Below are 21,597 nucleotides of genomic sequence, written 5' to 3'. Positions count from 1 at the left end.
TAAACGTTTAAGCCTGGTCGTGCTCCACCGGATCCAGGCATCCGCAGCTCTCTCCCTTCCCCACCCCCTCCCCACGTCGTCGCCCTGCTGGGCGGCGCACCGCAAAGGATCGACAATGAAGTTCAGACCTGGAAAGCCCATAGCGATCGTCGGAGCGGCCGCGCTGATATCCACGAGCGTGGTGTTCGGCGCATCAGGACCGGCGCTCGCTCAGCAGGCAGGAGGCAACGCTCCGTTCATCAACTCCTGGCTGGTGTCGGGGCCGTTCGACACGGCCGTCGCCGATGAGGTCTACGGCTGCGAGGTCGCCGAGGCGGCGAACCTCGCGCGGTCGGCCACGGCCACGGCATCCGCCGCACTGCCCGTCAACCCCGCTTCGCAGCTGATCGACGGCGACACGCGAAAGCAGTGGGTGGCCGAGACCGCCGACGCTGCCCAGGTGACACTCACCTGGGCATCGCCGATCGCCCTCAATGAGGTGCGCCTCGCGCAGTGGGGTGACAGCCGTCACGTCAACGCGCACTACGACCTCACGTTCACGCTCGCGGACGGATCGACCGTCGTCTCCCCGCGAGTGACCAGCACCTCGGCCGACCCGGGTTCACCGACCATCTACACCCACGAGAGCACCCTGAAGGATGTCGTCTCGGTGGCCATCGTCATCGACGCCGGTCTGAGCCCGTACCCCTCGGTCACCGGCCTCTCTGAGATCGAGGTCTACGAGCGCGCGACACCCGAAGAGGGCTCGGCGACGATCACACCCGCCATCGGCGACTCGCTCGGCGAGGCGAGCGAGTCGAGTGACTGGGAGTACTTCGACGACCGGCTGTACAACCGCAACTACGACGACTACCAGGACCTCTACGGCTACTTCTCGGTGAAGAAGGGCGAGGACACCCGCGACAAGTTCGTCTACGCGCACACCTACGTGTACAGCCCCGAGGCGAAGCAGGCGTACGTGAACGTCGGCGCCAGCGGCTCGTACCGCCTGTACGTGAACGACGCCTGCATCACCGCTCCGAGCAATCCGGTCGAGGTGCAGAAGGATCTCACCCGCCAGGAGGTGACTCTCAAGGCCGGTTGGAACAAGGTGCTGCTGCAGATCGAGCACACCTTCACGGAAGACGTCAACGGCAACGGCGTGCCGATCGCGAAGGACCAGGACGTCGCGTACCTGGGCTTCTACGGTCGGATCAGCGACAAGGACGGCAACCGCCTCGACGGCATCGTCAGCTCGGTGTCGGGCCCGGCTGACAAGCTGAAGATCGAGACGCAGGCACTCGACAGCACCGGCCTCAAGAAGGGCACGTTGGGCGCGACCCTTCCCACGGGCTACCTGGAGTGGCCGTACGTGTGGAACAAGTCCGTGACCGGCAACCGCTACGGCGTCTCGGCATCGCCCTTCCAGTTCAACGCCAGTGGCGGCAAGCCCGGGTACACCTGGGAGCTGATCGACGGTGCGCTGCCCAAGGGGCTCGAGCTCAAGGCTGACGGCACCATCGCCGACGGCCTCGTCGACGGCAAGGCCGACCTCAGCGGCACCGAGGGCATCATCAGCCCGGACGCGCGCATCGGCGACCACAAATTCACTGTGAAGGTGACGGATGCTGATGGCGCGAGCGTCACGAAGAAATTCACGCTCAAGGTCGAAGACCGTCCGAACCGCCGCCTCGAGCAGGCGAGGGCGAACGGGCTGACCCACGCGGCGCCGATGTTCAGCTACTTCGTCGACCCCAACTACTCGTTCGACCAGTGGGCCGAGCGGGCGAAGGATCAGGGCCTGGGCTACGTCACGCTCGAGGCGCTGCAGCAGAACTACCACTGGCCGTCGAAGTTCTCCGATCCGGCGGGTGATCGCCAGAAGTACCTGCCCAAGGGTGAGGACGGCAATGTCGTCGACGGGCTCAAGCCCATGGCGGATGCCATCCGTCGCTACGGCATGGACGTCGGCATCTATTACGCCACGGAAGGTGGCGGACTGCAGCACTTCTCCACGGACGTGTTCGTGCAGAACGTCGAGGACTTGCTGGATCGCTACGACCCCAGCTACCTCTACTTCGACGGCCCGCAGGCCATGCGTGGTGCGAACTATGACGTGATGTACAGCGCCGTGCGCAACCACGGGGCCGATGTCGTCATCAACTCCAACGCCTGGGGCGAGGAGTACGGCGACCCGGATGTGCGCACCGAGGAGGCGTCGCACATCTACGCCAACACGGGCGGCAACCACCTCGTCAAGCGCACGCCCATGGAGCCGTGGAAGATCCTCGGCACCCGCAACCAGGACTCCCCGTACTACCCGCAGCGCGATGACTTCCGTCTCGTGGTGCAGGAGGCGATCATGAACGCGGGTCGCGGCTACGCCGACAACAACGACCAGACGATCGTCGACGGACGAGGACCGAACTGGCACTCGCCCGAAGAGATCGTCACGCGCTACCCCAAGGGCGCGCAGGAGTTCATCGATGTGCGCGATGAGATGACGGACTGGTACGCACCGGCATCCGACATCAACCTGCTCGAATCCATCTCGGGGACGACCCCGCGCTTCCTCCCCGGCTACGGCTATGAGGATGACGGCCGCGGCAACTACGAGACGTTCGCCTTCCCGAATGCATCGAAGGGTCCGCAGTGGGGCTATGCCACGCAGCGCGACAACACGATCTACCTGCACATCATGAAGGGGCCCGACGGCAAGACGGGCTTCGACGCGATCCCGGACGGAAAGCTGACGATCGGCGGCATCGACGACAAGGTGACGTTGGTCACCGTGCTCAATGACGGCTCCAAGGTCCGCAAGGCGACTCAGCAGGGCGCCGAACTCGCGCTCGACCTGTCGGGCGTCACGGTCGACCCGGTTGACACCATCATCAAGATCCAGACGAAGTCCAAGAAGCGCAGCTACGCGCTGACGGATGCCACCGTCGACGCGCAGCCGCGCGACAAGGGTCGTCTGCAGCTCATCGGCGGCGGTTACATGACGTACCCGGCGCTGCCGGCGGATGTGGATCAGGTGAAGTTCAAGTCCTCCGACAAGAAGATCGCCGACGTCAGCAAGGACGGTCTCGTGAAGCCGGGCCGCGACGGCAAGGCCACCGTCGAGGTGACGGTCAAGGCTGAGAGCGTCAAGAAGAGCACGAGCGTGACGATCTCGGTCAAGGACGGCCTCGCGTACATCGGGGACGACCTGTCATCGGCGGTGCTGCGCATCGGCGGCAAGGAGACGTACGGAACGTACTCGATCAATGAGCAGCCCGAGTACGCGCTGGAGGGTCGCTCCGGGCACGGGCAGTCCGTGCGCCTCGATGCCGCAGACGTGACCTGGCACGCCGGCATCGTCGACCTCGACGGTGGCACCAAGACCGTACCGGTTGCGATCACCGAGGTCGACACCTTCGACTTCGCGAACGGCAAGGTCACCACGCCACAGGTCGACAGCCTGACGCGCGGTGCGGTGTGGGCCGAAGTGAAGCTGGACGGCAAGACCGTCACCAGCAACCGGGTGTTCCTCGACCTGCTTCCGACGCGTGATGTGGCCTCCTCGGCCACCATCACGAGCAGCGATGGGTCCGCTGCAGCCAAGAAGCTGGCCGATGGCATCATCATCGACTCGCAGAACCTCAAGGGCTCGGGCTGGAGCACGTCGGCGGCCGGTTCGTCATGGGTGCAGTTCGACCTGGACTCGGCGACGGATCTGTCGAGCGTCGGACTCGCGTTCAACGAAGAGGCCCAGCGCTTCGCGAACGCGCCGCGCAAGATCGTCGTGCAGACGAGCACGGATGGCGAGACCTGGAAGGATGCGCACACGGCGAACGGCCCGAGCGGATCGATCTTCTGGGGTGAGTTCAACACCTATCCGGTGAAGGGGATCGCCGAGCACGTGCGTGTCTCGTTCCCAGACGGGTCGGCGGGGGCATCCCTCGACGTGCTCGAGGTGCAGATCAACGCGGTCAAGGAGATGAGTGGGCTCGCCAGCATCACGGCGACGCCGAAGGTGGCAGCTGGCAAGCAGTCGGCGACCGTCGATGTCGCGGGGGAGTCCTTCGAGGGCAAGCCCGTGGCGGTGCCGGCGAAGGCTGTCTCGCTCGTCAGCGCTGACCCGGAGGTCGCATCGATCTCTGCCAAGGGCGTCATCACGGCCAAGGCCGCGGGCTCGACGAAGGTCACCGTCAACGCCAACGTGAACGGCTACCGAGCGTCGACCTTCTTCTTCGCCAAGGTCGCCGCTGACGGCACGCTGTCGTTCCCGGACTACGTGCAGGGGACGACGCTGTCGCTGAGCAGCGGATCTATCCAGGTGGGTGAGCCGGTTGTCGCTGAGGTCACCACGAAGGTGAACACCGGCGCCACGGTGAACCCCGCCGAGGTGACGACGAAGTTCGAGTTCTCCGACCCGCGCCTGGCGCAGGTGGGCACGTCGAACACGATCGTGCTGACCGAGCCGGTGGCCGCTCCCGTGGGGGCGACCGTGCGGGCGACGGTCACCTACGACGGCCAGACCGTGACCTCTGAGCCCGTGGCGCTCACACTGACCGGCGCCAACATCGCCGGCACGGCGAGTGTCACCGTCTCGTCGGTGCGCGACCGCAACGGCGTTCCCAACGGAGACGACCAGGACTCGCGTTATGTCGGGGCGAAGGCCATCGACGGCGACAAGGCGACATCGTGGGCGTCGAAGCAGTCTGATGTCTCGCCGTGGATCAAGCTCGACTTCGGCTCTGACGTGAAGGTCGACCGTGTCAACTTCGTCGACCGAGGACACCAGGTGAACCAGGTCGTCGAGGGTCTGCTCGAGTGGGAGGGTGGCAGCAAATTCGTCACCGGCCTCAAGTGGGACGGCCAGCCCGACAACATGATCGCGTTGGATGCCCCGGTCACGACGTCCTGGCTGAAGTTCACGATCGACCCGAACAACACCTTCGACAACCAGAAGGTGGGTGGTGAGGTCGGCCTTGCCGAGCTGAGTGTGTTCGGTCCTGCGAGCGCCAAGGGCGTGGTCGAGGCGGCCGCCGCCCCGGTCACCACCGCAGTGGCTCAGCAGCCCACGCTGCCCGCCTCGGTCGACGCGATCTACAGCGATGGCACGACCGGAGTCGTGGCAGTCGATTGGGACGTCATTCCAGCCGAGAAGCTGGCGAAGGCCGGCTGGTTCGTGGCCCCCGGCACGATCGCGGGGACGGACGTCAAGGCGCGCGTCGTCGTGACGGTGAAGTAGGACGCAACACAGAAGGGGGCGAGCCGGTCATCGGCTCGCCCCCTTCTCGCTGTCAACGCGGCGCGTCAGCGCACTGCCGCCGGCAAGAACTCCTCCGGAAAGTTCTGGTAAGTGATCGGGCGCAGGAATCGATCGATCGCGTGTGTGCCGACGCTGGTGTGCAGCGGGTTCGTCGTGGCGGGGTAAGGGCCGCCGTGAAATTGCGCACGAGTGACCGAGACGCCAGTCGGCCACTGCCCCCACAGGATGCGACCGGCGTTGTCTTCGAGCACCGGCAGCACTGCCCGCACCAGGTCGTGATCGCCCGCGTCAGCGAAGACGGCCGCTGTGAGGTTCCCCTCCATCGCGTGCAGTGCGGCCAGCAGATCCGACTCGTCGTCGTATGTGACGACGAGCGAGGCCGGTCCGAAGCACTCCTCGAGCAGCGCCGACGGCGCGGCGGCGATGGCGGATGCTGTGGTGCGCAGCGCGCTGGCCTCGACCGTCGCGGCGGACGGGTCGCCATGTACGAGCTCCGCACCGGCAGTCAGGACCGCGTCGACGCTCGCCTGATAGCCGCGCTGCAATCCGGGCGTGAGTAGCGGATGCACGGCGGATGCCCCAAGCAGCTCCGAAAGACGCTCGGCGAACGGCACCTGAGAGGGCCAGAACAGCACGCCCGGCTTCGTGCACAGCTGGCCGCTGCTGCCTGTCACTGAGGCGGTGAATCCGGCAAGGATCTCGTCCGACCGCGCAGCCGCAGCCGACGGCGCCACGACGACCGGGTTGAGGCTGCCGAGTTCTCCGTAGAACGGGATCGGGCGTGGCCGGGCGTTCGCGATGTCGAACAATGCCCGCCCTCCCGAGGTCGATCCCGTGAAGGCCGCGGCCGACACGCGGTCATCGCGCAGCGCAGTGACGCCCGCTTCGCGGCCGAACACGATGCCGACCGTTCCGTCTGGTGCTCCAGCGGCGCGCAGCGCGCGGTCCAGCACCTTGAACGTCGCGCGACTCAGCAGCGGATGCCCGGAGTGGGCTTTGACGATCACCGGGCATCCGGCAGCCAGCGCAGACGCCGTGTCCGTGCCCGCCACACTGAATGCGAAGGGGAAGTTGCTCGCTGCGAAGTTCAGCACCACGCCGATCGGACGGCTCGTCAGGCGCAGGTCCGGACGGGGCGCCGGGGTCGCGTCAGCATCCGCCAGGTCGATCTCGGCGCGCACCGCGCCGACGGCGGCGTCCGCGTAGGCGCGCAGCTGGAAGGCGGTGCGGGCGACCTCACCACGCAGGCGCGGCTCGGTCAGGTTCGTCTCTTCGATCGCGATGGCGATCAACTCGCCCGCTGCATCTGTCAGCGCATCGGCGGCCGCATGCAGCATCCCCTGCCGCTGTGAGGGGGACAGCGCGCCGAACGGCAGCCTCGCGGCGGCTGCACTCGCGAGCGCCCGTTCGACCTCTTCGCTGGTGGAGTCGAGCTCGATGCTCATCGGCGGACCACCTCGCGAGCGAGCACGGTCGGGGTGAACGCGTCCTTGCCCGCCACGACGGTGTTGCGCAGCTCGCCGATTCCGTCGACCGCGATCACGACTTCGTCGCCGGTGGCGAGGGTGATGTCGATGTCGGGGACGATGCCGGTTCCGGTGGACAGCACCATGCCCTCGGGGTGGTGGTCGCCGCGGAATGCCCAGCCGAGAAGGTCTGTGAACGTGCGGTGCATGCGGGCCGTCGAGGTGTCGGCCTGCCACACGATCTTCCCATCACGCGTGATCGAAGCCGAGACGGCGAGATCCTGCGGATCGTCGATGGTGGATGCCAGACGGATGCGACGGTGCAGAGCACAGGCACCGGCGTACACCTTCGCCTGCGGCAGGTACAGCGGGTTCTCGCCTTCGATGCTGCGCGAGCTGACGTCATTGCAGATCGTGTAGCCGATCGCCTCGCCGTCGGCGTTGGCGACGACGGCGACCTCTGGCTCTGGGACGTTGAGTTCGCTGTCGGCGCGGATTCCGATCGGCTCGTCGTCGGTCATCACGCGCCAGGCCGGCGACTTGAAGAACAGCTCTGGGCGCTCGGCGTCGTACACCTTCGAGTAGACGTCCTTCACCTGGCTCTCCTCGATGCGCGCCTCGCGCGAGCGCAGGTACGTGACGCCGGCCGCCCACACCTCAGTGCGCCCTGTGACGGGCGGCAGCCAGCGCACGGGGCCCTCGACAACTGCACCGGGGGCCGCGATGATGGCCGCGATCTCGGCGCGGCTCTGCGCGAGCAGGTCGGGCAGGTCGGTCACCGAGAGGGTGTGCAGGCTGCTGTCTTCGGTCTCGAGCCCGATGCGGGCTTCGCCGGTGACAGGGTCGAGATAGCGGGTGAGGTACATCGATCAGGTCCTTTCTGAGCGGCGAAGACGCCGGTGGCGGATGCTGGTCAGCGGGGTGCCCACGGCGTCGCCGCAGGCCCGGTGGTGTTGGCGTCGAAGGTGAACACCGAGCCGGCGAGCGGCTGGGTGCCGAGTGCGCCGTCGGCGAGCAAGTAGCGGGCGCTCGTGACGGCGATTGTGTCGAGGCGCGGTCCGATGAAGCACAGGCTGGTCACCTGCGTCGCAGGGATGTCGATCGTGCGGTCTGTCCTCGCGTCGGGTGAGTACCGACGGATCGTACCGGAGCCGTGCAGCGCGATCCACACGCAGCCCGCGTCGTCGACGGCGAGTCCGTCAGGCAGACCGTCCTGCTTCGGCACCTCGAGGAATACGCGTCGGTTGCGCGTGGTGCCGGTGTCGAGATCGTAGTCGTAGACGTAGGTCGTCTGGGCGCCGCTGTCGGTGAAGTACATCAGGCGGCCGTCCGGCGACCATCCGATTCCATTCGACAATCGCGTCGGGGACTCGATCGTGGTGACACTCGCTGCGGGGTTCGCCGCGGTGAGGGCATCGGGCGCCGCGTCCAGTCGGTACAGCGCGCCGATCGGGTCGCCGCCCTGCCACTCGTACGCCATCGTGTCGCCGAAGGCGCGACCACGCGGATCGACTTTGCCGTCGTTGAATCGGATGCCGGGCAGGTCCGCAAGGGGGAGTGCGAGATCACGCAGAGTGCCGTCGCTCTTGCGCAGCCGGAAGCCGTCGCGCATGAGCAGCAGCAGCTGATCGGGATCCTCCGTCGGCAGCACGCCGGCCAGATGCCCGTCGACCGAGAACGACCGGGTGACGCCCTCAAGCGTCGTCGCGTGTGCGGTGCCGGCGAGGATGTCGACCCAATGCAGAGTCTGGCTGCGGGCATCCCATGCCGGTCCCTCGCCGACGATCGCCTCGGCACGCTGCAGGACTTCGATGGATGTCATGCGTTCGCTCCTTCTGCGCTGTGCATCTGCGGGTCGACCAGCACCTTCGCCAGGTGGTTCGGGGCGGCGAGCTCATCCAAGGCGCTTGCGGCAGCATCCATCGCCACCACCCGACTCAGCAGCGGACTCGGGTCGACGACGCCGGATGCCAGCAGCCGCACGGCTGCGAGCACGTCGACGTCCCACATGTGCGCTGCCGTGCCGATCAGTCGCTTCTCGCCGAGGACGACATCGCGCCACGGAAAGGCCGCGGGTTCGGGATCGAGTCCAACAAGCACGGTCGTGCCGCCGCGGCGAGTCAACGAGATGGCATCGTCGAGGGACTGCTGTCGCCCCGCGCATTCGAAGACGACATCGGCCAGGCGGCCGGCACTGTGCTCGGCGCACAACTGCGCGGACTCGTGGCGCTCTGCGGCCGTCGCGAAGCCCATCGTCGCGGCGATCTCGCGGCGGTGCGGTGCGGGGTCTTGGGTGATGACGAGCGCGCCATGGCCACGCGCGACCTGCGCGATGAGATTGCCGACGACTCCGGCTCCGACGACGATGACTGTCGTGCCACGCAGATCGCCGGCCTTGGCGACCGCGCGGGCGGCGACCGCCGTCGGCTCGGCGAACGCGGCGGTGTCGGGTGAGAGCGTGTCCGGCACCGGAACGAGGGTGGCCGCACGACAGACCATGTACTCCGCCAGGCCGCCATCGGCGTGCTGGCCGAGCACCACGAGATCAGGGCAGAGGCCCTCTTCATGCCGCTGGCACCAGAAGCACTCACCGCATCCTTCGACCACATCGGGGATCACGCGCTGTCCGACGAGTGAGGGATCGCTCGGGCATTCAGCGACGATGCCGACGACCTCATGTCCGATGGTGAGCGGCGCGATCGCACCCGAACGGTGATGCGGGGTGCCCGAGGGGATATCCACCGGCCCGTGCAGGTACTCTTCCAGATCGGTTCCGCAAAGCCCGACCCTCTCCACGCGCACGACTGCCTGATGTGTGCCCGCTGTCGGTCGTGCGATCTCGTCGACCCGCAAGTCGCGTCTGCCGTGCCATCGAAGTGCGCGCATGCTAGCCATCCTGCCAATCTCAGCTCGCGGAGACGCGACGTGTGAAGGCGCTGGTGCCGAGCAGCTCCGGGCGGATCGAGATGCCGTGGCCGGGTTCGTCGCTCACCGCCATGGTTGAACCGCTCATCCCCGGCAGCCCGATGACCAAGTCCGAATACCAGGTGCGCAGGAAAGCCCGGACGGTCTCCTGGATGAGTCCGTTCGGCTGGCTTGCCGTCAGGTGCGCGCAGGCGGCCAGCGTGGCGGGTCCGGTGCAGTCGTGCGGGGCGATCGGCACCCCGTAGGCATCGGCGAGTGCGGCGACCTTGCGGGCTTCGCTGATACCCCCAGACCATTGCACATCGACCGTTGCGTAATCGATGACGCCCGCCTCAAGCAATGGCATGAAGCCGCGGCGGCCTCCTGCCGTCTCGCCGGTGGCGATTGGCACGGAGATGTCGTCTCTGAGTCGTCGGAGCGCGTCGATGGAGTCTGGGCGGATGGGATCTTCCGCCCAGAAGAGGTTGAACTGCTGTGCCTCTTTCAGGATCCGAGTGACGGGGGCACGGTGCCATAGGCCGTGCAGCTCGAGCATCACGTCCATGCGATCGCCGACGGCATCCCGGATGTCCGCGAGCACGTTGAGGCCTGCGTCGAGCTCTGCCGAGGAGATGTCCGTGCCGTGCGTGCGCTCGGCGGCGCGGTCGAACGGCCAGACCTTCATCGCGGTGATGCCCTCGCTCAGCAGGCTCTGGGCGAGCCGGCCAGGGCGATTGAGGAAGGCGTCGAGATCGTCGAGCTCGCCGGCCTGCTCGCCGCGCAGACCCCAGTTGCTCGAGCTCTGCTGCGTGGTCGTGCGCACGTAGTCGGCGCCGGCGCAGGTGTTGTACGTGCGCAGCTCAGTGCGGACGGGGCCGCCCAGCAGGCGGTTCAGGCTCAGGCCGGATCGCTTGCCGAGGGCATCCCACAGCGCGAGCTCGAGCGCGGCGTTGCCGCGGGTCTCGATGCTGCCACCCTGGAACCCCAAGTAGGGGCGCATCGCAGCCGAGGCTGCTTCGGGGTTGGCATCGGGCATGGCGAGCAGGATGGGGCCCGCAGTCTCGTGGATGTACGCCTCGACGGCGGCCGCGCCGAAGAAGGACTCACCGAGCCCGACTGTTCCATCGTCGGCGGTGACCAGGACGAACAGCAGATTCGATTGGACCGCGGGACGGAGCGTCTCAATGCGGGTGATTCTCATACTCGCCCTTTCCGAGTGGGTGATCGGCGTCAGTTGATGACGTCGGTACGGCTCGACCCTACTACTGTTCATACCGGTCTTGCCAGTTTGACCAAAGGTTGTTAGATTCACTCTTGTGCGGCCGATCGTGGTCGCCGATGGCAACCTCGTTCGACGTTGAAAGGGAGAACATGGCGACGACGCTCCACGTCTCGGCTACCGGAGATGATGCACAGGACGGATCACTCGCTCAGCCGCTGCGCACTGTCTCGGCGGCGGCCGCACGTGCGCAGGCGGGCGACACCGTGCTCGTCGCAGGGGGCGTGTATCGCGAGCGCATCGATCCCCCGCGGGGTGGAACGGCCGACGCGCCGATCACCTACGCCGCCGCGGCCGGGGCAAAGGTCGTGCTGACCGGCTCGGATCATTTCGACTCCTGGTCCCCATCAGGCGAAGGGCTGTGGCATCTCGTCGTGCCCAACTCCCACTTCGGCGACTTCCATCCCTACGCAGAGGTCGTGCACGGCGACTGGTTCAACGGCAACGGTCGGATTCATCGGTGCGGCAACGTGTTCCTCGACGGCTCGTGGCTGCCCGAGGTGGCTGAGCTCGCGGCCCTGGAATCCGGGATCGGTCTGGGTTGGACATCAAGCGTCGACGGGCTGCAGGAACGCCCGAGTGCAGAGGTCTACGGCATCGAGGGGCACGGGGCCTTCGAACCGGCAACCTACGATGCCGAAGGGTCGACGACGATCACCGCGCGGTTCCCCGCGGGCGTCGACCCGAATGCGGCCGATGTCGAGGTGTCGGTGCGGTCGACGGTCTTCACGCCTTCGGCCGAGCACATCGACTACATCACGCTGCGCGGATTCGACATCCGCAATGCCGCAACGAACTGGGTATCGCCGACGGCTGGGCAAGAGGGGATGGTGACCGCCTACTGGAGCCGTGGGTGGGTGATCGAGGACAACGAGATCAGCTACTCCCGCTGCGCAGGCATCGCCTTGGCGAAGAACCGCGACGAGTTCGACGGTGAGCGCGGAACGACCGAGGGCTACTACGACACGATCACCGATGCACTGGATCGCGATGGCTGGTCACAGCAGACGATCGGCTCGCATACGGTGCGCAACAATCGCGTCCATCACTGTGGGCAGGTGGGAATCGTCGGCTCTCTCGGGTGCGCGTTCAGCGTGATCGAGGGCAACGAGATCCACGATTGCAACTCGCAGGGCATCTGGTCCGGTGCCGAGATGGCAGGCATCAAGCTGCACGGTGCGATCGATGTCGTCATCCGAGGCAACCACTTCTACCGCTGCGGAGAGCCTGGCGCGATCTGGCTCGACTGGATGGCGCAGGGAACTGTGGTCTCGGGCAACCTCATGCACGACAACATGCGTGACATCTTCACCGAGGTCAACCACGGGCCGATCCAGCTGGTGAACAACATCATGCTGTCACGCAAGGGCCTGCTGTCGAACTCTCGCGGCATGCTGGTGGCGCACAACCTCATGCTCGGCCGGCTCCAGGTGCTCCACGACGACCGCAAGACGCCGTTCATGCGACCGCACAGCACGGAGCTCGTCGAGATGCACCGCGTGTGCTCGGTCGGTGATGCGCACTGGGTGAACAACATCCTCAGTTCGGACGTCGACCTCGCGGAATACGACAAGGCCGAAGCAGACCTGCCATGCACATTCTCGGGCAACGCCGTCATCACACTCCGTGATCGAGCCGCCCACGAAGTCGCACTGGCCACTGACCTGGAGCAGCTGCCCGGCGGATGGATGCTGTCGATCGAGTCGCTCCCGGAGTGGACCGGCGCCGCGGATCGAGTGGCAGCCGAGTCGGTCGGCCTCGCCGCCGTGCCACAGCAGGGCTACACCCATCCGGATGGATCTCCCGCTGACGTGATCGACGACTATTTCGGCACGGCGCGAGGGACGACCGTCACGCCGGGCCCGTTCGAGTCCGCGGCCGTGGGCGCGCTGCGCGTGTGGCCGCAGTCGCGTCGCTGATTCAAAAGTCCCCGAATTCCTCACAGCTCGTTTCAATGATGAAAGGAAGAACAATGTCACCCTCACCAAAGTTCAATTCCCTCTCCCGCCGCGGTTTCCTGATGGGGGCCGCGGGCGTTGCCGGCATCGCCGCACTCGGGCCGCTGCTCGCCGCATGCAGCAGCCCCGCCAGCGGCGAAGCCGTCACCTCCGGGAAGGTCGATGTGTCCGTCTGGACCAACGACAAGAACTATCCGGCGTTCTTCAGGACTCGCGCTGAGAGCCTGTCCAAAGAAGGTCCTTACGACTACAAGGTCTCCGAGGTCGTCTCCAGCGACATCTGGACCAAGGCGCTCGCCGCCTACGCGGCGAAGTCGACCGTGCCGAGCCTGATGGGCATCGAGATCAGCCAGTTCTCCCGCTTCATGCGCAACAACATCGCAGAGGGCGTGTTCGCCGATCTCAGCGGAAAGATGGGCGCGCCCGATGACGCGTTCATCGCGGCGCGTGTCGACCCGTACCGCCTCAACGGCAAGATCTATGCGATGGAGTCGGCCACGACGATCGCCACGACTTACAAGCGCGTGGACCTGTGGGACAAGTACTCGATTCCAGCGACCGACACCTGGGACGACTTCGTGAAGGTCGGCGGCGAGCAGAACAAGAAGAACGGGATTCACATGGGCCTGCTGGGGTCCACGGACGCTGGGATCTTCCCGAACCTGCTGTTCCAGCGCGGTGGGCAGGCATTCGACGAGGACGGCAACCAGACCGTCGATTCGCCCGAGGCTCTCGAAGTCCTGCAGCTGCTGCACGACGGGGTGCAGAACGGCACGTTCGCGCTGACGACCGACCTCTGGGGCGGTCCTGGTGTCGGAATGATGAAGTCCAACAAGATCGCCGCCTTCTGGCAGGCGGACTGGTTCAACCCGTTCTACCTCGTGCCGAATCTTCCCGAGCAGAAGGGCTTGTGGATGATCGAGAACCCGCCCGTGTTCGCAGGCGGCGGGTTCCCGACCAGCGTCTCGGGCGGTACGGGCTTCGCGGTGACCAAGGACCGGCCCGAAACCGAGGCGACGCTGGCGCTGCTGCAGGATGCGTACGGCACCGAGTCCGGTCAGATCGAGCGGTTCTCGGTGCTCGGCTACCTTCCCTCGCTCAAGTCCGCCTGGGAGGTGCCGGAGGTGCTGAACAAGGAGGACGCCTACCTCGGTGGGCAGAAGGTCATGGACGTCTACAAGCCGCTCTCGACGCAGCTTCCGACCCAGCAGCAGGACCTGCGGTATTCGGACTTCCTGGCCGCGGCCAACATCGCCGTCAGTGACATGTTCGCCGGCAAGCTCACGCCAAAGGAAGCGCAGAAGCAGATCGTCGACAAGCTGAAGAAGTGATCGTTGTCGCCCGGTGCGGGAGATCCGCACCGGGCGACGTACTCACAACGAGGATTCGATACTCATGGCATCCATCACCACCACCGAGCGCCGCCCGAGGTCGGTCGTTCCCGCCCGCACGACCTGGCGAAGCGAGAAGGCCGCGCCGTACTTCTTCGTCTCGCCGTTCGTGCTCGTCTTTCTCGGGTTCACAGTCGGCCCCGCGATCTTCGCGGTGTATCTGAGCCTGCACTCGTGGGCCGGACTCGGCTCTATGACGTTTGTGGGATTCGACAACTACGTCACACTGTTCACAGACCCCGACTTTCTTGCGGCAGCGGGCAACACCGCCATCTACATGGCGGCATCGCTGTTCCTGATCATCCCGCTTGCGCTGTTCGTCGCGTCCCTGCTCAACCAGCGTGGCATTCGCTTCCGAAATCTCTTCCAGACCGTCTACTTCCTGCCGATGATCCTGTCGCCGGTGATCGTGGCGCTGGTGTTCAACATCATCTTCGACAAGAACGCCGGGTTGCTGAACGCAGTTCTCACGGCGCTCATCGGCATTCCGCCGATCGGCTGGCTCGAGAACCCTGACTGGGTCAAGGTGTCGATCGTCATCGTCATGGTCTGGCGATACACCGGCTACCTAGTGATCTTCTTCCTCGCGGGGCTTCAGGGGGTGCCGCGCGAGCTCTACGAAGCAGTCGCACTGGACGGGGGCGGACCGCTCCGCGCGTTCACCGCCGTCACACTGCCTGGCCTGAAGCCGGTCATGGCGTTCGTCGCGGTGATCGTCACCGCGGGGTCGGCTCAGATCTTCGAGGAGCCGTACATCCTCACAAAGGGAGGACCGGGTACGGCCTCCATCAGCGTCACCATGTACCTCTATCGCGTCGCCTTCGAGCAGGGCTACTTCGGTCTTGCCGCGGCATGCGGCGTCGTGCTGTTCATCGTCATCTTCGGTCTCGGTCGACTGCTGACGTGGGCATTCGGGATTGGAACGGAGCGGGAATGACCATCCTCAGTCAACGAGCAGAATCGCTGGACACGGTGGCGACCGTGCTTCCAGAGGCCGGCCGCGGCCGGGACCGATACCGTTCCGCGCGCGGCGGAGAGCGGGCACGACGGGCTCTGACCTATGTGGGTCTCGCCGTGTGGCTGCTGCTCTCGATAGCGCCCGTGATGTGGGGACTCTCTGGTTCCTTCAAACGCACCGGCGACCTCTTCGCCCCCGGTTCCGGGCTCATCCCCGCCGATCCGACCCTCGACAACTACAAGAACCTGCTCACAGAGGTGCCGTTCGCGCAGTGGTTCATCACGAGCCTTGTCATCGCGACGGTATCCAGTGTGGTGGCGACGTTCACGTGCGCGTTGGTTGGCTACGGCCTCGCGAAGTACCGGTTCCGTGGTCAGGGTCTGATCTTCGGCATGGTGCTCAGTGCGCTCATGATTCCGTTCGCAGTCATTCTCATCCCGCTGTTCGTCGAAGTGTCGAGTCTGGGGCTGACCAATCAGTATCTGGCGTACGTGATTCCCTTTCTCTGCCCGGCATTCGGTGTCTTCCTCATGCGGCAGTTCATCGTCGGCGTTCCCGATGAGCTCAGCGAGGCCGCGAGAATCGACGGCGTCAGCGAGTTCGGCATCTTCATGCGCATCGTGCTGCCCATCATCCGTCCGGCGATCGGCGCTCTGTTCGTCTGGATGTTCCTGCAGGCCTACAACGACTTCCTCTGGCCGAACACGGTCATGAATGACGCGGGAAGGTACACCCTGACGCTGGGGCTGAACTCCTTGAGGACATCGTTCGCCACTGACTACTCGATGATCCTCGCGGGCACGATGCTGGCGGCGATTCCCACCGTGATCCTCTTCATCCTGCTGCGCAAGCAGTTGATCGAGGGTCTCACCTCCGGCGCGGTCAAGGGCTGAGTCTCGTAGCTGAGATCGAGTCGAAAGGTAGGGTGCTCCTATGAGTCTGTTGACGCACCTCGCCCAAGAGGGTCCGGTCGGTGTGAACGACATCGTGGCTGCTCTTGAGCAGGAGATCATCGATGGACGCTGGGCGGTCGGGTCGAAGATCCCCAGCGAACGCAAGCTCGCCGAATCCGTCGCGGTGTCGCGGCCTGTGGTGCGTGAGGCGCTGCGAGTGCTCGGCGAGCGCGGGCTGATCGTCGTCTCGCCGGGACGCGGCAGCTTCGTGCGGCGCCTGAACCCCGCAGGCGAAGGCGGCAGTGCCGACATGCTCGTACGGAGCTCTCCGGTGAGCGCGCGCGACCTGGTCGCGGCGCGAACGATGCTCGAGGGCGAGGCTGCCGCGTTGGCTGCTGAGCGCCGCACCGAAGAAGACCTCACGGTGATGCGCGAGCTTCTCTCGGGGTTCGATCAGGTGCCCGCTGCACGAGCGGCGGACATCGATCTGGCCTTCCACGAGTCGATTGCGGTCGCCTCGCACAACCCGGTGCTGCAGATGATGTTCGGATCGATCCGCAACCTCACACACGGCATCATGCTGAGGAGCCTCACCGACCGTGAGGTGCGGGGCGTCGGGGCGCCCCTGCACGATGTCGTGCTCGAGGCGATCGAAGCGCAGGATGCTGCAGCTGCGCGGTCCGCGATGGTCGAGCACCTCGGCGCTGCGACCAAACTGTACGGCGAAGACCTGGACCGCCCACTCGCCGAGGTGCTGCGTCAGCGGGCGACTGCCATCCCCAGCCTTGCTGCTGTGCTTCGCGAGGTCAGCGCGCAGATTCCCGATTGACACGGCAGACGCATTGCCGAGCCCCGCGAGCCTTCCGCGGCTTGACGGTCTTCGAATCTGAAGCTCCCTCGGTATGCTGACGTAAGCCGACCGAATGGGGAAAAGTGAGAAGAGGCACGAACCTCCCCGCTGTCGGCTCGTTCAATCAGAACGTCGTCCTGGACATGATCCGGCGATCGCCTGAGGGGATCAGCCGTGCGGACATTGCCGCGATCACGGGTCTGGTGCCGCAGACCATCAGCAACGCCGCGCGCCGTTTCATCGATGATGGACTCGTCGTCGAAGCCGGCACGCAGGTGCGTGGGCGGGGCAAGCCGCCGACCATGCTGAAGCTCAACCCGCGCAGTCGCTACGCGATCGGCGTCAACCTCGACCCGGTCTTCGTCGAGTGCGCCCTCGTCGACCTCGCCGGCGATGTGATCGCGCAGGCCCAGACCCGCCCGCCGTCGCCCGACCCCGATGCCGTCATCGCGCACATCGTCGCCGAGATCGATGCTCTGATCGAGTCCGCCGGCATCGATCGCGATCTCGTCATGGGCGTCGGTATCGGAGTACCCGGACCGATCGATGCCGAGCGCGGTGTGATCCTTGATCCGCCGCACATGGTGGGGTGGCGGAATGTCTCTCTGCGCGATGCTGTGGCCGAGGCGACGGGCATGCAGGTCGTGTTCGACCTTGCGGTCACCGCATTCGCGGCGGGGGAGCACTGGATGGGCGACACGGATCGCGGCAACTTCGCCGTCATCTACATGAGCCTCGGCGTCGGCACCGGCCTGGTGCTCGATGGAAGCGTGTACCGCGGGAAATCGGGCAACGCCGGTGACGGTGGCCGGATCATCGTCAACGCCAGTGGCATCCCGCGCGCCCGGTCGCAGCAGCTCGGACACCTCGTCACACCGCCCTTCCTCGTCGAGCAGGCGATCGACGAAGGCGTCCTGCCTGCAGAGGTGGCGATGGACGACAACTACGAGCGATTGCTGGCGGATGCTGCGGACGGCAGCCCTGGCGCGCTCGGCATTCTGCACAGAGCGGGCCGCAACCTCGGCTCCGCGATCCTCACTCTGGTGAACGTGCTCGACCTCGATGAGATCGTGCTCGGCGGCACCTATTGGGACGGGATGGCACCGTACGTGCTGCCGGCCGTCGAGAGCACCGTGGCGACCTCCGAGTTCCGCAGCAGGCGGAACCGGATCGTGTTCAGCACGGCGTCTGTCGACGGCAGCATCACCGCATTCGGTGGCGCGTGCCTCGTGCTCGACTCGGTGTTCTCGCCGACCCCGTCGTCCCTGCTGATCGCGCGCTGAGGCAGCCCTTTTCCGGCGCTGGCCCGTTCTGTAGTGATCCTTGACATCCGATGTTTAAGGTCGCTAGCTTGATCAGTTAACGCCATTCATTGGGTTAATTGGACCCGATGAGCAACAGGGCGTCTGCGAATCAAGGAGGATCTGTATGACGACGTCACATCGATTGCGCCGGGCCGGCGCGGTTGTGCTCGCGGCTTGCATGGGGGTGGGTGCGCTGACCGCTGCGGCCCTTCCCGCGGCTGCCAACGCCGCGCCGGAATCCACTTCGACGACGGCGGACTGGGATCGGATCCAGGAAATCATCGCAGGCATCTACGGTGAATGGACCGGCGACGGCTACCAGGGTGCCATCGCCAACGGCATGCCCAATACGGCCCTGCTCGGCAACGGCGACCTCGGTGTCACGTCGTACGGGGCCGCGGGGGAGAAGACCTTCCTGCTCTCGAAGTCGGACTTCATCTCGGCGGGCAATCTGCGGGGCTCATTCGGCAGCGGTGACAACACCACAAAGCCGCTGCCCATCGGAGGTGTCACCATCCGTGAGGCGCAGGAGGACGCCTCAGAACAGCCGACGAACCTCGCCCCTGGCTACAGCGCCGTGCGTGCCAGCGGTCAGCACGACGCCTTCGCCCCGGCGCTTGCAGTCAGTGGCACGTTCACCCCGAGCCCGAACGGCTACGGCTGGGTGACTCCAGTCGGCAAGACTCACTGGCTGGAGGTCTCGTTCCCTCAGCCGATCACGGTTCAGAGCTGGCTGCTGCGCAACGACGGAGCAGTGCGGGCGGGCTACTCCCAGAACAACACGAGCGACTTCGCGCTGCAGGTGAGTGAGACCGGCGGCGCGAACGCCACCTGGACTGACGTCGCAGCCGTCACTGGCAACAAGGCCGACGTCTTCGAGCAGAACCTCGAAGCCCCAGTCACGAGCTCTCACTTCCGCCTGCTTGTCACTGCGCCGCTGCAGGCGAGCAACTCCGACCCGAACCCGCGAGCGCGCATCGGACAACTGGAGCTGTTCGAGCAGCCGCGAGAGTTGACGGAGCCTCCCACCGGCGAGGGTGTCGTGACGAAGGAGAAGCAGGACATTCTCAACGCTCAGGTCGACACTGAGATGGCCATCGGCGGCGTTCCAGTCTCGATGGAGTCGTGGCTCGCGCCGAACGAGAACGTCATGGTCACGGAGGTCACTTCGAAGGGCACGGATCCCGTGAACCTCGAGGTCGCGACCTGGGGCAAGAAGGGCAACGTGAACTACCCGGCGACGAGCGCTGTCGAGGACGGCATCGCCCTCGCCACTCGGTCGACTTTCAACAATGCTCCTCTCAACGAGAAGTCTTGGACTTCGCGGGCCGCGCTGGCCACATCCGTCCTCGGTGCGGAGGCCGAAGCGGCAGCGGATGGCAGTGGCGAGGCGACTACATCGTTCCTGCTCGAGCCTGGGGCGTCTGTGAAGATCGTCACGGCTGTCGGCGGTGGCGGACAGACGCTCGCGCATGACGGCGAGCTCAACGGAGCTGAGCCCGCCACCGAGGCGCTCGCGCTGCTCGACGACGCCGCAACGCCGGCGTCCGTCAAGGCGCTCGACGAAGAGCGGGCGAACTGGTGGAAGGAGTACTGGACTGCTTCCTACGTCGACCTGCCGAATCGTCCCGAGGTGATGCGCTACTACTACGGCGCGCAGTACCTGCTGGGCAGTACCTCCCGCGAGGGCGAGTTGGCGCCGGGTCTGTTCGGCGTCTGGCACACCACTGACACTCCGAGTTGGTCTTCGGACTATCACTTGAACTACAACTTCATCGCGACGTTCTACGGCGCCAACTCCAGCAATCGTCCTGAGTTCACGCTGCCCGCTGTCGACGCGATGCTCGGGTTCGTCGACGAGGGCAAGCGGCGTGCGGCCGATGTCGATCAGCTCCGACGCATCAACGCGGGCTACGTGGATGGCAGGCCTGACCTTCAGGGCGGTATCGAGGATGCGCTGCTGTTCCCAGTGGGCATCGGCCCCTGGGGCATGGTCACCGACGACACCTACCTCTCGGAGGCGCTGAATGCGTCGTACAGTGCTTATCCCCTCATCCAGTACTTCCACTACACCCAGGATGAGAAGTACTTGGATGAGAAGGTCTACGACTACCTCGTGAGCGCCGTGAACTTCTACGACGCCTGGATCGACAAGTCCGCCAAGCCGTACACGCTGTTCGCGGGGTACAACGAGGGATCGTGGGCGCAGAACCCCGCGGTCGAACTCGCCGCGTTCAAGAACGTGCTCGATGAATTGATCCACGCAAGTGAGCTGCTGGATCGGGATGCCGATCGGCGGCCCGGCTGGAAGGATCTGCGCGACAATCTGGCGGCGCAGCCGACCAGCACCTGGAAGGACAAGCAGGTGTACTCGCTCGCCGAGCAGGAATGGCGCGGCGGCAAGTGGGTCCCGTTGGCGAACCCGGTCCCCGGGGACGGCAACATCATCCCGCTCGACATCGTTGTTCCCGGCGGCCAACTCGGCTACTACTCGACCGACGCCGAGCAGCAGATCGCAAGGAACACGATCGACGTGTTCGGCACGGGCGCGTGGCGGCAGATCAACAACTTCCCTCGCATCTTCAACGACGCCGTGCAGAACAGGTACCCCGCCGAGGACGTCCTGTCGAACCTCACCACGACGATCAACGCACAGTTGGCGCCGAACCTGCGAATCAACGACGGCAATCACGGTGTGGAGAAGATCGGTGCCACGGCGGCGATCAACAACATGCTGCTGATCACCGACCAGGGCGTAACGAAGGTCTTCCCGAACTGGGTCAAGGGTGAGGATGCCTCGTTCGGACGTCTGCTGGCCGAGGGCGGATTCGAGTTCACCGCCGCCTACGACGGCGCATCGGACCGCATCGGCGATGTCACTGTGACGAGCAAGGTCGGCAAGTCGCTGACGCTCGCCTCGCCCTGGGCTGAAGGCGCTGACGTCTTCGACTCGAAGGGTGTGCAGGTGACCACCAATGCGGGCACGGCTCCGAACTGGGAGACCGAGAAGACGATCTCGTTCGCCACGGAGAAGGGTGAGACGTACAAGGTCAAGCCCCGCACGAGCGAGCCGAAGGTGCTGAAGGCGTCCGCGTCGTCGAATGGCAACTTCGCGATGGTCGACTTCTCGATCCGCAGCGCGAATGGCAAGGGGTACACCATGTACACCTCGAAGTCCGGCGCTCCTGGCACGTTCAAGGCAGCATCCAGTGCCAAGTTCAATAAGCACGGAGCGCGCCTGGACGGCTTCACCGGTGACCTGTTCGCCTACCTCGTCTACCGCGACGGGGGACGGATCCTCGATGTCACTGAAGTCGTGAAGCTCACCCGCTGATCGACGTCGTGAGGGGAGGGGCGG

At 65.6% G+C, this 21,597-nt stretch carries 13 protein-coding genes; 8 read left to right on the top strand and 5 right to left on the bottom strand.

The window, feature by feature from the left end; translation table 11 throughout:
• Positions 1–115: 115 nt before the first annotated feature.
• Positions 116–5,215, top strand: a complete 5,100-nt coding sequence (locus MNR00_RS15140) for a discoidin domain-containing protein (protein WP_241926735.1) — start codon at positions 116–118, stop codon at positions 5,213–5,215.
• 65 nt (positions 5,216–5,280) lie between these two features.
• Here MNR00_RS15140 and MNR00_RS15135 read toward each other — a convergent pair whose 3' ends face one another.
• From MNR00_RS15135 to MNR00_RS15115, 5 genes are read right to left on the bottom strand one after another with little or no spacing between them, the layout of a single operon-like run.
• Positions 5,281–6,681, bottom strand: coding sequence for an aldehyde dehydrogenase family protein (locus MNR00_RS15135; protein ID WP_241926734.1), 1,401 nt, complete (start codon positions 6,679–6,681; stop codon positions 5,281–5,283).
• Positions 6,678–7,568 (bottom strand): fumarylacetoacetate hydrolase family protein, encoded by an 891-nt coding sequence (locus MNR00_RS15130; RefSeq protein ID WP_241926733.1) that lies wholly within the window; start codon positions 7,566–7,568, stop codon positions 6,678–6,680. Before MNR00_RS15130 ends, MNR00_RS15135 begins: the two co-directional genes overlap by 4 nt.
• A 47-nt stretch (positions 7,569–7,615) precedes the next feature.
• Positions 7,616–8,524 carry an SMP-30/gluconolactonase/LRE family protein gene (locus tag MNR00_RS15125; RefSeq protein WP_241926732.1) on the bottom strand — a complete coding sequence of 303 codons (909 nt, stop codon included), beginning with the start codon at positions 8,522–8,524 and terminating at the stop codon, positions 7,616–7,618.
• Positions 8,521–9,588 (bottom strand): alcohol dehydrogenase catalytic domain-containing protein, encoded by a 1,068-nt coding sequence (locus MNR00_RS15120; protein WP_241926731.1) that lies wholly within the window; start codon positions 9,586–9,588, stop codon positions 8,521–8,523. The genes MNR00_RS15125 and MNR00_RS15120 overlap by 4 nt, the downstream gene beginning before the upstream one ends.
• 19 nt (positions 9,589–9,607) lie before the next feature.
• A complete protein-coding gene (locus MNR00_RS15115) occupies positions 9,608–10,918 on the bottom strand; it encodes a mandelate racemase/muconate lactonizing enzyme family protein (protein ID WP_241926730.1) in 1,311 nt (436 codons plus the stop codon).
• A 59-nt stretch (positions 10,919–10,977) separates the two neighbouring features.
• Between MNR00_RS15115 and MNR00_RS15110 the strand changes: the two genes are divergently transcribed.
• The 7 genes from MNR00_RS15110 (at position 10,978) to MNR00_RS15080 (ending at position 21,573) form a co-directional block, all read left to right on the top strand.
• Positions 10,978–12,804, top strand: a complete 1,827-nt coding sequence (locus MNR00_RS15110; protein WP_241926729.1) for a right-handed parallel beta-helix repeat-containing protein — start codon at positions 10,978–10,980, stop codon at positions 12,802–12,804.
• A 53-nt stretch (positions 12,805–12,857) separates the two neighbouring features.
• A complete protein-coding gene (locus MNR00_RS15105; RefSeq protein WP_241926728.1) occupies positions 12,858–14,174 on the top strand; it encodes an ABC transporter substrate-binding protein in 1,317 nt (438 codons plus the stop codon).
• A gap of 64 nt (positions 14,175–14,238) precedes the next feature.
• A complete protein-coding gene (locus tag MNR00_RS15100; protein WP_241926727.1) occupies positions 14,239–15,171 on the top strand; it encodes a sugar ABC transporter permease in 933 nt (310 codons plus the stop codon).
• Positions 15,168–16,085, top strand: a complete 918-nt coding sequence (locus MNR00_RS15095; RefSeq protein WP_241926726.1) for a carbohydrate ABC transporter permease — start codon at positions 15,168–15,170, stop codon at positions 16,083–16,085. The genes MNR00_RS15100 and MNR00_RS15095 overlap by 4 nt, the downstream gene beginning before the upstream one ends.
• Before the next feature lie 40 nt (positions 16,086–16,125).
• Positions 16,126–16,914, top strand: a complete 789-nt coding sequence (locus MNR00_RS15090) for an FCD domain-containing protein (protein WP_241926725.1) — start codon at positions 16,126–16,128, stop codon at positions 16,912–16,914.
• 104 nt (positions 16,915–17,018) lie between these two features.
• Positions 17,019–18,218, top strand: a complete 1,200-nt coding sequence (locus MNR00_RS15085) for an ROK family transcriptional regulator (protein WP_241926724.1) — start codon at positions 17,019–17,021, stop codon at positions 18,216–18,218.
• 145 nt (positions 18,219–18,363) lie between these two features.
• Positions 18,364–21,573 (top strand): hypothetical protein, encoded by a 3,210-nt coding sequence (locus tag MNR00_RS15080; RefSeq protein WP_241926723.1) that lies wholly within the window; start codon positions 18,364–18,366, stop codon positions 21,571–21,573.
• Positions 21,574–21,597 lie beyond the last annotated feature (24 nt).

Origin of the sequence: Microbacterium sp. H1-D42 (assembly GCF_022637555.1) — a bacterium.
Lineage (GTDB): Bacteria > Actinomycetota > Actinomycetes > Actinomycetales > Microbacteriaceae > Microbacterium.
The sequence above is the reverse complement of the archived record's forward strand: the minus strand, read 5'-3'. Positions and strand labels throughout refer to the sequence as shown.

Coding starts and splice junctions, on each gene's coding strand:
- MNR00_RS15135 (WP_241926734.1), bottom strand. CDS start 6,681: ATGAGCATCGAGCTCGACTCCACCAGCGAAGAGGTCGAACGGGCGCTC.
- MNR00_RS15090 (WP_241926725.1), top strand. CDS start 16,126: ATGAGTCTGTTGACGCACCTCGCCCAAGAGGGTCCGGTCGGTGTGAAC.
- MNR00_RS15080 (WP_241926723.1), top strand. CDS start 18,364: ATGACGACGTCACATCGATTGCGCCGGGCCGGCGCGGTTGTGCTCGCG.
- MNR00_RS15110 (WP_241926729.1), top strand. CDS start 10,978: ATGGCGACGACGCTCCACGTCTCGGCTACCGGAGATGATGCACAGGAC.
- MNR00_RS15125 (WP_241926732.1), bottom strand. CDS start 8,524: ATGACATCCATCGAAGTCCTGCAGCGTGCCGAGGCGATCGTCGGCGAG.
- MNR00_RS15120 (WP_241926731.1), bottom strand. CDS start 9,588: ATGCGCGCACTTCGATGGCACGGCAGACGCGACTTGCGGGTCGACGAG.
- MNR00_RS15105 (WP_241926728.1), top strand. CDS start 12,858: ATGTCACCCTCACCAAAGTTCAATTCCCTCTCCCGCCGCGGTTTCCTG.
- MNR00_RS15095 (WP_241926726.1), top strand. CDS start 15,168: ATGACCATCCTCAGTCAACGAGCAGAATCGCTGGACACGGTGGCGACC.
- MNR00_RS15140 (WP_241926735.1), top strand. CDS start 116: ATGAAGTTCAGACCTGGAAAGCCCATAGCGATCGTCGGAGCGGCCGCG.
- MNR00_RS15130 (WP_241926733.1), bottom strand. CDS start 7,568: ATGTACCTCACCCGCTATCTCGACCCTGTCACCGGCGAAGCCCGCATC.
- MNR00_RS15100 (WP_241926727.1), top strand. CDS start 14,239: ATGGCATCCATCACCACCACCGAGCGCCGCCCGAGGTCGGTCGTTCCC.